The sequence below is a fragment of the Sinorhizobium sp. FG01 genome (assembly GCF_002531875.1).
Taxonomy (GTDB): Bacteria; Pseudomonadota; Alphaproteobacteria; order Rhizobiales; family Rhizobiaceae; genus Sinorhizobium; species Sinorhizobium fredii_C.
On sequence record NZ_NWTB01000014.1, the window covers coordinates 23027 to 38777 of the forward strand.

The following is a 15751-nucleotide window of genomic DNA, read 5'->3' on the forward strand; positions in this document are numbered from 1 at the left end:
AGCAGGCTGATGTGCGGCCCCCATGGCCGACGGTATAGCGGTGGCTTTGTATGAGCACATCCAGAACAAATCCGTCCTGATCTAGGGTTCGCCAGAGCCAGTGCTTCTTGTCACGGAAACGGCCTCATCCAGATGCCACTTGTGGCCGAGCCGACCGGAACTGCGGCGGCGAATGTCGTTGGCGAAGGTACGACCAAATTTACCTGCCCGCAGGCGGATCGTCTGGTGCGAGACAATGATTCCACGAGCGGCCGGCATGTCCTCGACCATCCCAAGGCTCAAAAAGGGAAACGGAGATAAAGCCACACTGCGTGGGCAACAATTCAGCAGGAAAGCTGTGGCGGCGATAAGTGGTCACGGTCTGTCATGCTCAATCATCGCACAGCGAATCCCAAGGTCCGTTAACGTTTCAATGCCTCGGGGCGTGCGTTTGCGACGAGAAGTTCGGACTTCGGGACGGGCTTACTATAGTAGAACCCTTGTGCCACAGCGCAGCCGCTTTCAACCAAGAATTTTTCTTGATCGACCGTCTCCACGCCCTCAGCGACCACATTTTGCCCTAGGCAGCGCGCGATCGAGAGAATTGCCTTCACCAGTTCTCTACTTCGCTTGTCTGATCGATTGATGAATGACCGATCAATCTTGAGGGTATCAATGGGAAAGTTAGCCAAATAGCTCAGAGATGAGTAGCCGGTGCCGAAATCATCGATCGCTATGGAAATTCCGCTCGCATGCAATTGAGAGAGTGTCGTCGAAACGCCCTCGCAGTTGTGGAGCAGGAGACTCTCAGTTATTTCGACCTCGATCCACTCCGCACGACAACCGGTTTCCTGCAATACGTCCGCCACCGTTTGCGACAGATGCGGGCATTGAAACTGCTTAGGAGACAAATTTATCGCGATCTTGTGCGGGGGCAGTCCATCTGCATTCATGATGGCAGCCGTGCGACACGCCTCATGCAGCACCCATCGTCCGAGATCGATGATCAGTCCGGTTTCCTCGGCGACACCTATAAATTCTCCCGGAGGGATCATTCCCATCTTCGGATGATGCCATCGAAGCAGTGCTTCTGAACCGATCACCTTTCCGTTGTCTAATAGGACCTTTGGCTGATAATGGAGTTCAAGTTGCCCACGTTTCACAGCCAGGCGTAGGTCTGATTCTAGCGCCAGGCGCTTTTCAGCCCCAATCGTGAGATCCCTTGAGTAGAAGCGGAACTTGCTACGCCCCGAGCGCTTCGCTAAATACATCGCAGAATCTGCATATTTCACCAAATCGTCGGGAGCGTCACCGTCATTTGGGAATACCGATATCCCGATGCTGCAGGATACAAAGATCTCCCTGTCGGAAAGCATGAAGCGTTCGCCAAATGCGGCGAGCATTCTGCTGGCAATTTGAGCCAAATCGTCATTGTCCTGAACATTCGGCAGCAAGACTGCAAATTCATCGCCACCGAGTCTCGCCACGGTGTCGCTGGCGCGGACGCCTTCTTTCATGCGTGTCGCCACCTGCCGCAGCAACTCGTCACCGACGGGATGTCCCATAGTGTCATTGATCGCTTTGAAATGGTCCATGTCGATCAGCATCACCCCGGCTCGCTGGCCCGCCGAAGCCGCGTCCCTGATCATCTCGCGTAGCCGTTCATTGAAAAGTGTCCGGTTAGGCAGGCCGGTCAGAGAATCGTAGAATGCCATCTGATGGATTTTCTTACGGGACGTGTCCAGTTCGGTGATATCGCGGGCGACGCCGAGAATCCCCATCAGCTTTCCCCCCGTGAATACCGGAACCTTACGTGTTTCCAAAAGCGTTGATCGACCATCCTCGTGCGCGGTGAACCGTTCCTCATTGATGAGAATACGGCCGGCTTGCATGGCCTCCTCATCCTTGTCACGAAAAAACTGGGCGAGTTCGGGCGTAAACAGATCATAGTCCGTTTTCCCAACGATTTCCGCTTCTGCCTTGCCGACCAACCCTTCGAAGGCATGATTGCACAACAGATATTTGCCTGTTACGTCTTTCAGCCATACCATATCCGGAATGGTCTGCAGGACACTTAGGAGGCGAGCCCGAGCTTCAATAGTTGTGCCCTCGGCGTGCTTCCGTTCGGTAATATCGCGAGATAGCACCAGAAAAGTGATGGTTGAGTGGTCACTGCTTGGTCGCTTTGCCACCGACAGTTCAAACCAACGGGATTCGCCGTTTGGTAGGGCAATACGGACACAACGACCGTAGGAGGCGCCGGTTTCATCGGCTTCTTCAAGAGCCAGCATAGCGATGTCGGCCTGATCTGGAGGGAGCACATCGCGGACAAGCTTACCGAGCAGCACTTCTTCTCGCTGCGCCAGGAGCTCCTGATTCCTTGCCCAGACCTGCAGGTAGCGACCGTCGGCATCTACCTCGAACAGAACGTCAGGAATGGCGGCAATAATTCCCTCTGCGAATTCAAGAGCCTCTTTGAGATCATGCTCCGCACGTTTTCGCTCTGTGATGTCCAACATCGCGCCAACCAAGCCGATCCTGTTACCGGCGATATCAGTGATCGCTGTTTTGCTGAGTAAAAGATCAACGATACCACCATCTTCGGCGGTGGCCTTTGCTTCATATTGCTGAACACCGCCATTTGCAAAAAGCGCCTCGTCCAAGGCTGCATACGTCTCGGCTATGGGTGCGGGTACCAAATCGAAGACGGTTTTTCCGATGATATCTTCCTTTGAACGGCCGGAGAAGCTTTCGAAGGCCCTGTTGCAACCAAGGTGTATCCCATCTCTGTTTTTGAAGAAGACGGGTAACGGGATCGCGTCGAGTACGACGGCACTGGACATCTCTTCGGCGTTGAATGGCAAGTCGACGTTTGTCGTAGGATGCCGGGGATTCGCCCGAAAAGCCTTCTCAAACGGTTGCTTTAGACTTGCGACATCTGCGTTGTGACCGTGCGAGCGCCGGACGACGGAGGCTTCCGAAAATGGCGGTGCCGTGCCCGTGGCAAGCGGAGGGCTGGCATTGACCGCGTTGCGGAAGGGGCCACGCCCCTGGTTGATTTGAGCATCAGTCGCCATCTCGGCTTCCACAGGCTGTTCGGGGCGGGATGTGCGTTCCGATTGACGTACGTGTTTCATGTGCCTGTCCTGCTTTGTCACGTGGCTGAGCAATCATGCGTCAAGCCAGCTTTTTGTTAGGACCGCACAAGTCATTTGGCGGGAGTACCATACCGCTACCCCACCGGGATATCGCTCTCATTTAGAATCATCAAAGATGCGTATTTGACTGTCGTCGGCGACGCCGCCCATGCGATTTAGAACGCTTGCCAATCATCGTTCGAAGGCGCGAGTGCCAGGTTACCGCGGCGCATCGGATAGATTCCGCGGTCAACCCTTGTCTGACCGGCCGGGGACATTTTTCCAAGTTCGCCCGTCACCGTCTGTGGCTGGAAATCCGCGCTCTTTTCTTCGAAGTGGAAATGTCTCAACAACGCGGCGAGGCTTTGGCTCTCTTGGGCGAGATGTGATCCTGCAGAATTCATCTCCGCGACCATGTTCGCATTTTCTTGAGTGGCATGGTCCATATGATTAACCGCGCCGTTGATCTCGCGCAGGCCCGACGATTGTTCCTGGGAGGCTGTTGCGATTGCGTCCATATGAAGATTTACATCCTGCACAAGCTCTTCAATCGTTCTCAGGCCCGATCCGGTTTCGCTCACGAGCCTTACGCCCTCGTCGACGGCTAGAGCTGAATTGCCGATGAGATCCTTGATTTCTTTCGCCGCTGTCGCTGAGCGCTGTGCAAGCTCCCTGACCTCCTGGGCAACAACCGCAAAGCCTTTTCCCGCGTCGCCAGCACGCGCTGCTTCGACGCCGGCGTTCAGCGCCAGGAGGTTCGTTTGGAAGGCGATCGCGTCGATGACGCTAATGATCTGCGCAATCTGTTTAGAGGAGCTTTCAATGCGGTTCATGGCTCCGATAGCATTGCGCACAACGCGACCGGACATTTCCGCATGATCTCGCATCTGTCGGACGGCTCCGCGCGCCTCAGCCGTCCTCTTTGTCGTCGATACAACGTTGGCGGTTATTTCCTCCAGCGCGGCTGCAGTTTCCTCGAGCGAAGCCGCCTGCTGCTCCGTGCGTCTTGAAAGATTTTCAGATGCGGCCGAGACGCCCGAGCTGCCATTCGTGACCGTTTCGACTGAATGACCGACGGTAACAAGCGCGTCCCGGAGCTGACGAATGGAAGCGTTGAAATCCCTGCGCAAACTTTCAAACTGTGGCGCTAACGGCTCCTCAATCTCATAAATCAAGTCTCCATCCGCCATCCGCTTCAACCCGGTTGCCAATGCCGTCGTCGCTCGGACGAGGCGCTCTTCTGCTTCTTTTTCCGCCCTTACCTGAATATCCCGCTTCTCTTGGTCAGAACGAATGCGCTCAGCTTCCGCGGATGTCTCCAGGTTATTTTTCTGTATGGCCGCGCCGCGGAAAAACTCAAGGCAACGCGCCATGTCCCCGATCTCGTCGCGTCGGATCGTCAAGGGTACCGGCGCCGACGTATCGCCTTCTGCGAGTGCCTTCATTCGGCTTGTCAGAGTCCGAATGGAATTTGAAATTCTCCGAACGACCGAAATGCACAGAACGAGTACCGTAGACATGATCAGAAGTGTGGAGCCGGTGTAGCCGATAAAGGCATTGCGAAGATCGGCGTACCGCTGAAATGCCATCTCGTCCAGTTTGTCGCCGGTGCGCATTATGAGCTCGGTCAACAAAGCAGCCCGTTGTTGAGTAAATTCATTCCATCGATCCAACGTCTCGGGGGGGAAGGAAACGCCCGGCTGGTTCGCATACATCTGATCGCGAACGCCCGCGATGAACTTGCCTGCGGCGCTGGCCTCGAAGTCGTCATAAGATTTGACGAGATCGGCAGGGAGAAATTCGTGCATCGTAGGCACATAAAGCTGCTTTAGATTTTTTGATTGTAAGAGGGACGAAAATAGATCGAAGGACATCGCTGAATTTTTGATGAAGGCTCGGCCGGGCCTGATCTCCAGCAAACTAGCCTCCGTGATCTGCATCAGCGCGTGAAAACCAGTAATTTGGCGTGCCAAATCCAAATTATTGACAGTCGCCCCAGTGCGACGGACGAGCTCCAAACCCGCAACGGCAGCTGGGCGCAAGGCAACGGCTCCCTCCGCCTCGCCCGCCGTTCCGTCATCGATGCGCCGGCGGAAGCTATCGATATTGTCCCGCCTTTCACGAATGATCTGCACTGCCCGTTCTATGGCCGGATCGTCAAATGCCTTTTTCCAAGAGTCGTAAGCGGAAAAGACCGCTGTAAAAGCCCTGTCCGATGCGGCTCGCTTTGCCCGACGGACGTCGGCGCCTGCAAACGCTTCCGCCGCTATAGCCTGGGCGAGGAATCCGCCTTCCCGCCCAAGTTGCTGCGTTGTTTGTGCGCTTCGGAACATAGAATATTCGTGGTAATATCCCAGTGATGTTGATACTCCGATGAGTACGAACGCCGTCAACGGAATAATTGCCAAAATCATTAAAAGTAGGGATAGCGGCAGTCTGGACATACGTTCCTCATGGACTATAAATTACACCGGATTCCATTAGCGACGCGGTCAAGAACATTGTGAAATCGACCGCTACATATGAGATGAGCTCGGCAGACTTACCATATGATTAACCCCTGTACTGATTTGAAACTGCGTTGCGCAGATCGGAACATCGTTGCGTTCAGGGGATCATCTGCAAGACAGATCTTGGGCCGAGCCAGTCGGTTTGCTGGAGAGTTCTGTTGCTATCAAGCCTCGAAGACGGTCGAGCGCGCTGACTGATCGTAGATCAGTCGGCGCAATCCGCCTCCGATATACGCAATGTTTCAGAGGGATATACTCCATAGCGCTTGCGATAGTCCGCAGAAAATCTGCCTCTATGAATGAAGCCCCATTTCAGAGCGACCTGCTTGACCGAGATGCCAGGCTCACCTGTCATCAGTTCCTGATGCACTGATTCCAACCGTAGGTGCTGCAGAAATGCCAGAGGGGTCGTATTTCGGAAGTTGCGAAAACCGCTCTGAAGAGTGCGTCGGCTCACGCCACAAGCAGTTGCGATTTCCTCAAGAGATAGCGGCCGAGCAATATTGGCACGCATATAGTCGACCGCCCGCTTAACGGCCTTGGGTAAGGGTGGTTCAGCAACGCGGCATAACTCAGGTGAGTAGCGATGCTGCGCAGCTTCGATCAAAAGCTCTATCGTCGTTTCGGTGAGGTGATTAAGTGCTATCGGCGATTGAAGGAGGGTTCCGTCTCGTAATCCAGCATAAAGCACTGGTACCAGTTGCACCAAAAGGGAGCCGAACCCGACCGATAGGTCGATTTCTGGCGAAAAATCGAGGCTGCCTCTTATTGGCGTATTGAGCCGACGTGCTAAACGGCGCGTCAGCTCATCATGGGAGATCCTAAGACCCAAATGTTTCCTGGGCCCAATGAATTGGGTTGTACTCGCCGACATACTGTTCACGAAAACGCCACGCCTTCCCTCTGACAGGATTTGTCTGCCGTCCACGGTAACGACCGATCGCCCATATAGTGGAAGCATGATAATGTTTGCCTCCGCCGGTCCCTGGTGCTGGACCGTTAGGTCGCCCTCGTAATGCGCGGCAATAACTGCAATCGGGCCATTGGTAATCGCATGTATATCGTAGGCGATCGTCTTGTCGCCCTGTACATGCGCTGGAGATTGCGGGGAAAGCCTGGAAAGCGCTTCCGCGAGTTCCTCGCTGCAAGTGCCTTTGAGCGAGAAATGGTCAATCTTGGAGGGGACACTCTCAACTCTCCACATCATCACTTCCTTCCCGAAACGGTTTCCAAGCATGAGGTCGGCCTTTCGCCATCGACGGGCGAACAGGGCAATTGAGGGTTTGCAGCCGGTCCTTCGCCGTCACTTCGACGGGAATCTTAGACTTAAGGGCAAAGAGTCGAGCCCATGACGCCGGTCGATTTTGTCAGTGATGCGCGAGCAATTTGGGCCCATAGGTTCATCGCTTCTACTCCCAGTTCGCGACGATGGCTCGTGGTGAGGTCATGGGGTGGGGTGTGGAACAGGGTGGAGCCGAAGCGCTACATCCGGCATGAACTCTCGTTTTACAGCGTGGTAGGATCGAAGCTTGTTGTTGGCGGAGGTATGACCAAATTACTCTGCCTACAGGCGGATCGTCTGGTGCGAGACAATGATCCCAAGACCGGCCAGCATGGCCTCGATCACCCGCAGGCGCAAAAGCAAAGCGGAAAGAAAGCCACACCGCGTGCGCAATAATTTCAGCAGGAAAGCGGCGGGGGCGATAAAGCGGGTCACGGTTTGTCATGCCCAATCATCGCACAGCGAACCCAAGGTCCGTTCCCCCCGTTGGCACCTGGGAAACGCACTTTTCTTGTGCTGTATCAGAGACTGCGAACGCAGTAGTTCCGCTCTCCCGCTGGGGGCATGTAGTACGTCTGCTTGCCAGATACGAAACATTCGACAGCGCCGCCGCCGCGCCCGCGTCCTCTAAACGAGGGCCGCGTTCATCGATCTCGCGGCAATAATCGATCAGGGCTTCGATGGTCACCATGAGAAGGTTGTGGCGCGCGGCGAATTCGCTGAGTTCGGGAAGACGCGCCATAGTGCCGTCGTCGTTGGCGATTTCGCAGATAACACCCGCTGGCTCGAGCCCGGCGAGCCGAGCGAAATCCACCGCGGCTTCCGTATGGCCGGGGCGTCCGAGAACACCGGACGGGTTTGCCCGCAGGGGGAATATGTGGCCTGGCCGGGAGAGGTCCTCCGGCATCGTCGATGCGTCGGCAAGCGCCCTGATGGTCTTGGCGCGGTCTTCTGCGGAAATACCGGTTGATACGCCTTCTATCAGGTCCACCGAGACCGTGAACGCCGTCTGCATGGAATCCGAGTTGCGCTCCACCATGAGCGGGATATCCAGTTCGTCTAACCGGTCCCCGTTCATCGGCACGCAGATCAGGCCGCGCGCATAACGCATCATGAAAGCAACATGATCATTCGTCACCTTGTCCGCGGCAACGAGGATGTCGCCTTCGTTTTCCCGGTCTTCATCGTCCACGACGATGATCATCTCTCCGGCGGCGATTGCTTTAACCGCGCTCTCGATGGAAGCAAAATTCATGTTCTTCTCCTTGAACTAAACATGGCCCAGAGTGCGTGCGAGTTGGCGGTCGACGCGCTCCCGAAGTTCCGCAGACGGTGCCGAATCCGGGAAGTCGCTGTCAATCGCATAGATGAAGTCACCGCGAATCTCGGCTTTGAAGAAGCCCATCAATGAACGCAAGTGAGCCTCGACATGCTCGCCATGGGCCTCGGCCTTACCCGTTGCGAATATCGAAACGGGTTTCCCCTGCAGAGCTGTCATTTCGAAGAGGTCGAAAAGATGCTTGAGAAGACCGGTCATCGAGGACTTGAAGACCGGTGTCCCCACAACGAGGACGTCTGAAGACTGGATTGCGTCAAGAACGTTCGCAAGTTCAGCAGGAGCCTCCGAACGCCACAGGGTGGTTCCTAACACCGGGAGCACATCGACCAGGTCAAACAGATATCGGGCGTAGCCGGGAGGGGCGCTCGAGAGTGCATATTCCCCGAGCGCCCGCGTCTTGGAGGGGCGCGAGACATTGCCGGTTATCGCGACAATCTTCATTTTGCCGGCCCTCCGATCAGATCTGGTTGCGGATATGCGGGGTACGCGCATAGACGGCCACCATCGGCACGATCAGCAGACCCACGATCGCCTGTTGCGCGGCAAAGCTGAGGCCGAGCCCAACCAGCAGAGACGTCAATATCGTCAATACGAGTACCCCGAGAACGGTTGCCCCGTATCCGCCTGCGCCACCGAGCAGCGAGGTGCCGCCGATCACAACGGCCGCAACGGTGGTGAAGAGGTATGGATCTCCGACGCCAACGAAGCCGCCGCCGGAAAACCCGAGCAGCAATACGCCCGTCAGTGCCGACATCGACCCACTGATACCGTGAATGCTGGTCCAGACCTTGGTTTCGGAAATGCCAAGCCGTGCCGCTGCAGTCCTGCTGCCGCCGACGGCGTAGATGGAGCGGCCGAACCATGTGTTATACAGAGCCCAGATGGTGACGAGCGCCACGAGGAGCCACACCAGCACCACGGGCGGCAGGGGCAGCCCGAAGGTCTTCCCGTTGAACGCTGCGATATTCCGGAGCCAGTCCGGTACGGGGGCGAAAACCGTTCCGCCGTAGTCGGAACCGATGGAGGTGTAGAGTTGTACCGCGCCGACAAATGCGAAGCCGACCCCTAGGGACATGATGAGAGCCTGGCCCTGCAGCCTGAAGCTCAAAAAGCCGTTCGCAAGCCCGATTGCTGCTCCCAGGAGAACGACCACGATCACGGCCAGCCAGGCAGGCATCCCGGTGACCAACAGGCTTGGGAAGAGAATATTCGCTCCCCCGATGACATAGGGAATGGAGAGATCAAGCGCGCCGACCATGGCACATAGCGTCTGTCCCAACGATGCAAGCCCCAGGAAAGCGGCAAGCAGCAATATCGAACGCGCGTTACGGGGCGAGATAAACCCCGGAACAAGGATCGTACCCAGCACGAGAAGTGCGACAAGCAGACCAAAGCCAATTACGATACTGCGCTGCAGCTTTACCGATCGTCCTTTGATTTGGCTCATCGTCTGTTCCGTTGCGAGTGAAGTCATTACCAGTCCTTTCTAGAAAGCCGTGCGCCGGGCCGTCATGAATACGTTGACGAGGAGCGATGCCACGAGGATCAGGCCGAAAGCCATTTGCGTCACGAACCCCGTCACGCTTCCGAAGCTGAAGGCGGATAGCAGGTACGAGATGAGAAACATGTTCAGCGCACCAAGCGTGGACCCCAAAGCTCCCCCTCTCCCGCCAGCCAGGTTTGCGCCACCGAGCACCAGGGCGGTAACCGCCTGGAGCGTGTAGCTGCTTCCCTGAGTAGGATCGCCCGAAGAGATCAATGCCGTATAGCTGAGCGCGGCAAGGCCGACGAAGACGCCGCCGAGGAGATGGGCGCAGATGCGTACGGTGTCGACTTTCACCCCGCTCGTGTAGGCCATCCGTTCGTCAGCGCCTGTCATGCGGAGGTGAGAGTAAAAGGTGGTCCGGCGCATAACGGCCCAAAGAGCCAACGCCGCCAAGACGATGATCAGCACCGGAGATAAGATCGTCGTTCCTGCTCCCCACGTCATCATCCAGTCCGGCGCAACACCGCCCGGCCTTGACATGACCATGAGGTTCAAGCCTGAAAGGACGAGGAAGCTGGAGAGCGTGACGATGATGGGGGCGACCCGGACGTAGATGATGATGAGCGCCTGCAGCAACTGGTACAGTGCGCCGACTGCCACCACCCAGCAAATCACCGCGAGCGGAGACGTGTAACCACTTGCCGAGAGCCAGCCGATCAGGGTGACGTTCACGAAACCCATCAGCGGGCCAACGGAAAGGTCGACCGAACCGCGGCCTGCCATCACGATCGGTGTCAGGGCCAGCGTCGTGAGGATCAAAGGTGCTGCGACGATGATTGCTCCGCCCATTCCGGTTGCGGTGAACAGCCGCGGCGAGAGCACGGCTGCGGCGGCGAGCAACACTCCGAAAAGAACGAGCGGTACGGTCAGCGACCTGTCGAGCGCAGGAAATCCAAAACGTTGCGACATCAGTGTGCCTTTCTCTCTTTGGAGAATTCCATGGTGTCGGCAACCGAGCGACCGAACATTGCAGCGAGAATGGTTTCTTCGTTGATGTCAGGGCCGTCGAGGGAACGATGGATGCTCCCTTTGTGAAAGACATCAACGCGATCGGCGAAACCGAGAAACTCCTCGATCTCGCTCGAAAGGTAGATTACCGAGCCGCCACCTTCGGCAAACAGCCGAAGCTCGCGATACAGGTCGCGTTTGGTGTTGAGGTCCACGCCTCGAGCAGGGTCGTTAAGAACGATCACTCTGGGATCATTGGCGAAGGCACGACCGATCAGGACCTTCTGCTGGTTACCCCCCGAAAGAGACGTAATCCGGTTGTCCGGGTGTCCGATCTTGACGCGGAGCCGCTCGACCTCCCGGGCAAACGTCTGCTTCAGCTTTTTCCGCCTGATGACACCGAACGGCCCCAGGTTCTTTTGGTAGATACCGATGGCGAGGTTCTCGAAAATGCTCTGCTGCGGGAAAATTCCTTCCCGCTTCCGGTCTCCGGATACGTACACAATGCCCTTGTTCGCGGCGTCGTCGAGCGTGCTGACTTTGACGAGACCGGTGCTCTCCCGATCCAGGATCCGGACCTCCCCTCCGAACGGCGATATAATCCTCGCGACCAGTCGCACGAAGGCGTCCTGGCCCTGGCCGTCCAGTCCCGCAACGCCCACGATAGATCCCTGCGGGAGGACGAAGTCGAACGGTTGCGATGCCTCTTGGGGGCGCGCGCCATGCACGGAAAGAACCTCCCTGCGATCACCCAACAGGCCCGCTGCAGACGTTGAAGCGGCGGCGGAAATCTGGCGGTCTTGAGGGGTCATCATGCGGAGGAGGTTCGCCTCGGTGATCTCGGATTTCTCAAGGACACCGACGGTGAAACCGTCTCTCAGTATTGTCGCCCGGTCGGCGATACGGACGAGCTCAGCGATGCGGTGCGTGACGATGATTACCGCGCACCCCTCGGACCGGAGCCGATCGATCTCTTCGTGGAGCCGGACGGTCGCATCGAGATCGAGTGCAGCCGAGGACTCGTCCAGGATCAAGACCTTGGGTTTCCTCAGAACGGCCCGGGCGATCACGATCCATTGCTTGATGCTGAGCGGAAGATCACCGACGTTCTGCCTGAGATCGATATGCTTTCCGACCAGGCGGTCCAGAAGGCTTTGCGCAACGCTTTCACGTTCCCTGGAGGATTTCCGAAGCGAGAACAGGTCCTCGCTTCCCACGAAAAGGTTGTCGAGGACACTCGCCTCATCGGCGACAAGGACTTCCTGGAAGATCGTAGCGAGCCCAACCCCTTTGGCATCGACTGGTGAGGCGATGGGCTTGCCAAGGATCAGGACAGATCCTGCATCGGCAGCGATAACTCCGGACATGATCTTCGCCATGGTGCTCTTGCCGCTGCCATTCTCGCCAACGATCGCGTGCACCTCTCCAGCCCTGGCGACAAAATCGCATTTCTTCAAAGCCTTCGTTTCGCCAAACGATTTGGCAACGGCCGTCATGCTTACGGCGACGTCATTCGTCATGCCCATCCTCCCTTTAGGCAGCAGCAAATCGCGCCAGGGCATCCGATGCCCGGCCTCTTGCTGGATTGTGACTGCCGTCCTTGAATGCTCCGAGTACTCACCCGGCGAACAGCAGAATGACAGATTGTCTGCTAATCTGTCAATAGAGACGTCATGCCCTTGTCGGGATGTCGAGTTGGCTTCGATGAAATCACGATGATATGGTCGCTAGACGCCCCGATATTTGCGAAAGCGCGTTGCCACGCACCTGACGTCTGGTCAGTGGTTCTCAACCGGAACTCGTCCGCCAGATCGGAAGCGATCTGGCGGCCTTCGCTATCAAGCCAAGACCAAAGCGCTGTTGAAGGTGTCCGGTCATGGGAATTACCATCGCACCCACTCCGATGAAGGCGACCGTTTCAATTGGGGGATACGTCACAGCCCAACCTCCACGCTTCGAACGCGGCAAGTGCCACTCGATTTAGCCCCTTCTCGGGGGTGCCCGGGCAAACCGCACTCATTGTCGATCAGCCCATAGGGGTGCGCAACCGTGAAAGGATCACGGGAATTCTTCGAAGTTTTCCTTCGCGGGGTCTTGGGCAAGCCACGGCCTGGCGTGGGACAGCCAGACGTTGGACATAGGAACTGAACCAGGATCAGTGTCAAAAGTGCCTGCCCGCAGCACCTTCATCTCCGGGTTGGCAGGCCGTTCGGCATAAACGTGCGAACCACACCGTGAGCAGAACCACCTCAGTTTTCCAGGCGTCGACTCAAAGCTGTGAAGGACGTCCTCGCCGGAAATCAGCTTGAAGTTCTCACTCTTCACCTTGGCGGCAGTGTTATGATCGGCCGCATGGGACTTTCTGCACGTCTGGCAGAAGCAGTTCCACATCGGGCCGTCCAGTTCCGACACTTCATACTGTACCGCTTTACATTGGCAAGATCCGAGGATCGGCATCTTCAAAATCCTTTCATCGCTTTATCGAGTTGTGGCTGTCGCGCGCTTGCAGAAAGCCACCGCTTCAAGTTCCGTGCGGCCTGCCGGATCCTGTCTTCATTCTCCACGAAAGCCAGCCGTACGTATTCGTCACCCATCTCACCGAAACCGATACCCGGCGAAATCGCGACCTGTGCCTTCTCGAGCACGAGTTTCGAAAACTCCAGCGAGCCAAGGTGTCGGAAATGCGGGGGTATCTTCGCCCATGCGAACATCGTCGCCGCAGGAGCTGGAAGGTCGAAGCCGGCATCGGCAAAGGTCTTCACCAGTGTATCTCTGCGCGTCCTGTAGATGTCTCTTGCCCGCGCGGCGTCCTCCCCGTCCGAGTTTAGGGCATGAGCGGCGGCGACCTGTATCGGCGTAAATGCTCCGTAGTCCAGGTACGATTTCACGCGCGTCAACGCTCGGATGAGCCGTTCGTTACCCACCGCAAACCCAACGCGCCAACCGGGCATCGAGAATGTCTTCGACATCGAGGAGAATTCGACGGCCACGTCGATCGCGCCGGGGACTTCGAGAACAGACGGCGGCGGGGGACCGTCGAAGTAGATTTCAGCGTAGGCGATATCCGACAGAACGATGAGATCGTGCTTCTTCGCGAAGGCGATGACGTCCTTATAGAAATCGAGCGTCGCGACGCGAGCGGTGGGGTTTGACGGGTAGCTTATGATGAGCGCCAGAGGCTTCGGTACCGAATGCCGCACCGCCATTTCGAGAGCTTGGAAGAAGGTCTCATCCGGCTCGACCGGTACCGACCTTATCACGCCCCCTGCCATGAGAAATCCGAACGTATGAATCGGATAGGAAGGGTTCGGACAGAGAATGACATCCCCGGGGGCGGTTATGGCCTGTGCCATGTTCGCAAACCCCTCCTTGGACCCGAGCGTCGCAACAACCTGGGTATCCGGATCAAGCTTCACATTAAACCGGCGGGCGTAATACGCAGCCTTGGCGCGGCGAAGCCCGATAATGCCCTTGGAAGCCGAATAGCGGTGCGTGCGCGGATGCTGCACCGCTTCGCATAGCTTGTCCACAACCCAGCTTGGCGTGGGAAGATCGGGATTGCCCATTCCAAGATCGATGATGTCGACTCCGGCCGCGCGCGCGCTGGACTTGAGACGGTTCACCTGCTCGAAGACGTAAGGGGGCAAACGCTGTATCTTGTGGAATTCCAACTTCTGGTTCCTTATCGTGGGTCCTCCGCGCCGACGGATGAAGCCGGCGCGGAGGTCGCGGGACAACTTGGGAGGTCGTCGATTACTTCTTCGGCCGCCAGGCCAGCGGATCTTCCGGGCGCTCGAAGTACTGTGCTGCTACGTCCGCGGGCCACCATGCATCGCCCTTGGGCTCGATCCACGCCGTGGAGTTCGGATCGCAATCTTCCGGAATTGCTTCCTTCACATCGTCGATCGTGTAGGGAAGAGCCGGTCGCAGGATCGACTGGATCTTCGGCCCCTGGCCTTGGAGCGTCCTCATCATCACGTCCCACACCAGGCGGGCGTCAGCCCGCGGCGGCCAGAAATGGAAGCTCTGGCTGATGAAGTCGGGATTATTGCGCCAGTAGCACGCCGCCGACGCCTCGCCGCCGAGGACGATTGGCATCATGTCGCGCCCGGACTGCTGGACCGCGTTGACGACACCGTTTTCCGAGGCCGACTGGACGAGGATACCAGCGATTTCGGTAGGGTTGGTCGCGAGGAATTTCTGGACTTCGACCTGGGCGACCTGATCGGTCCACTTGCCGGCGACATCGCCCACGACGGTGATGTCCTTATACTCGTCGAACGCCTTCTTGGCACCGACATTGAAGCTGTCGGATGATGCGAAGCCCGGGATGCCCGAAACCGTCAGCACGTTGCCCTTGCCGCCGATTTCCTCGGCCAGCCATTTCGCGGCCGTATAACCGCCCTGGGTGTTGTTTTCGGTCGCATTGATCGCGTAGGGCGATGTCACGTAACCCGAGAACGAGAACACCGGAACGCCCTTGGAGTGCGCGTATTCGATGGTCTGGTTGATGGCCGTTACGTTCGAGCAGCAGATGATGATAGCATCGACGCCGTCGTCGACCATCTGGCGCATCTGCTGGATTTGCGTCGCGTCCTTCAGGTCGGACTGCGTGACGACAAGCTCAGATACCAGTCCAGCCTCCTTGTATTTCGGAAGCAGAACCTCGTTCAATTCAGTGAGGATCTGGGCACGCCACGTGTTGCCTGCATAAGTGGATGCGTAGCCGATTTTCCATGGCGGCGGCCGCTTCGCCACAAAATCCTTGAGCGGCGTACCACCGAGGGGAATTGCCGGGTCCACGAGCTCGTAAAGCTGCTTCTGGTCCGGTGGTAGCGAGTCTAAGCCGTCCGCGAATGCGGCGGTGGTCATCAGGCCTAGCCCGGTGATCACGCTCAATGCGGTGTAAACCTTCTTTAGCATGTGTAGGGTCTCCTCCCCTCTGTGCATCCGCTACAGCAGTTGACGCCGTTGGCGTCGAGCCACGGAATTGGTTAAAAGTGTTTCGAT

12 protein-coding genes and 1 pseudogene are annotated in these 15751 nt (G+C 57.2%); all 13 read right to left on the minus strand.

Annotated elements, in window-relative coordinates; translation table 11 throughout:
• Positions 1 to 46: 46 nt before the first annotated feature.
• Positions 47 to 358 (minus strand): annotated as a pseudogene (locus CO656_RS30935) (IS6 family transposase); the annotation flags it as partial.
• A 43-nt stretch (positions 359 to 401) separates the two neighbouring features.
• The gene (locus tag CO656_RS22215) at positions 402 to 3116 is read right to left on the minus strand and encodes a bifunctional diguanylate cyclase/phosphodiesterase (protein ID WP_013984713.1); all 2715 of its coding nucleotides are present in this window, start codon (positions 3114 to 3116) and stop codon (positions 402 to 404) included.
• Between the two features lie 176 nt (positions 3117 to 3292).
• The gene (locus CO656_RS22220) at positions 3293 to 5560 is read right to left on the minus strand and encodes a methyl-accepting chemotaxis protein (RefSeq protein WP_013984714.1); all 2268 of its coding nucleotides are present in this window, start codon (positions 5558 to 5560) and stop codon (positions 3293 to 3295) included.
• Positions 5561 to 5831: 271 nt separating this feature from the next.
• Positions 5832 to 6863 carry a helix-turn-helix domain-containing protein gene (locus tag CO656_RS22225; protein ID WP_176536668.1) on the minus strand — a complete coding sequence of 344 codons (1032 nt, stop codon included), beginning with the start codon at positions 6861 to 6863 and terminating at the stop codon, positions 5832 to 5834.
• Between the two features lie 327 nt (positions 6864 to 7190).
• The gene (locus CO656_RS31425) at positions 7191 to 7343 is read right to left on the minus strand and encodes a hypothetical protein (protein ID WP_317853151.1); all 153 of its coding nucleotides are present in this window, start codon (positions 7341 to 7343) and stop codon (positions 7191 to 7193) included.
• 16 nt (positions 7344 to 7359) lie between these two features.
• Positions 7360 to 8163, minus strand: a complete 804-nt coding sequence (gene ribB / locus CO656_RS22235) for a 3,4-dihydroxy-2-butanone-4-phosphate synthase (RefSeq protein WP_013984717.1) — start codon at positions 8161 to 8163, stop codon at positions 7360 to 7362.
• Between the two features lie 15 nt (positions 8164 to 8178).
• Positions 8179 to 8688, minus strand: a complete 510-nt coding sequence (locus CO656_RS22240) for an NADPH-dependent FMN reductase (protein ID WP_013984718.1) — start codon at positions 8686 to 8688, stop codon at positions 8179 to 8181.
• Between the two features lie 16 nt (positions 8689 to 8704).
• Complete coding sequence (locus tag CO656_RS22245; RefSeq protein ID WP_234705217.1) at positions 8705 to 9694, minus strand: ABC transporter permease; 990 nt, start codon at positions 9692 to 9694, stop codon at positions 8705 to 8707.
• Positions 9695 to 9733: 39 nt separating this feature from the next.
• Positions 9734 to 10702 carry an ABC transporter permease gene (locus CO656_RS22250; RefSeq protein WP_013984720.1) on the minus strand — a complete coding sequence of 323 codons (969 nt, stop codon included), beginning with the start codon at positions 10700 to 10702 and terminating at the stop codon, positions 9734 to 9736.
• Positions 10702 to 12261 (minus strand): sugar ABC transporter ATP-binding protein, encoded by a 1560-nt coding sequence (locus CO656_RS22255; RefSeq protein ID WP_013984721.1) that lies wholly within the window; start codon positions 12259 to 12261, stop codon positions 10702 to 10704. The genes CO656_RS22250 and CO656_RS22255 overlap by 1 nt, the downstream gene beginning before the upstream one ends.
• A 538-nt stretch (positions 12262 to 12799) precedes the next feature.
• On the minus strand, positions 12800 to 13198 hold the full coding sequence (locus CO656_RS22260; protein ID WP_028003115.1) for a GFA family protein: 399 nt from the start codon (positions 13196 to 13198) through the stop codon (positions 12800 to 12802).
• Between the two features lie 2 nt (positions 13199 to 13200).
• The gene (locus CO656_RS22265) at positions 13201 to 14427 is read right to left on the minus strand and encodes an LL-diaminopimelate aminotransferase (RefSeq protein ID WP_176536670.1); all 1227 of its coding nucleotides are present in this window, start codon (positions 14425 to 14427) and stop codon (positions 13201 to 13203) included.
• Positions 14428 to 14494: 67 nt separating this feature from the next.
• A complete protein-coding gene (locus CO656_RS22270; RefSeq protein ID WP_013984725.1) occupies positions 14495 to 15664 on the minus strand; it encodes an ABC transporter substrate-binding protein in 1170 nt (389 codons plus the stop codon).
• Between the last annotated feature and the right edge of the window lie 87 nt (positions 15665 to 15751).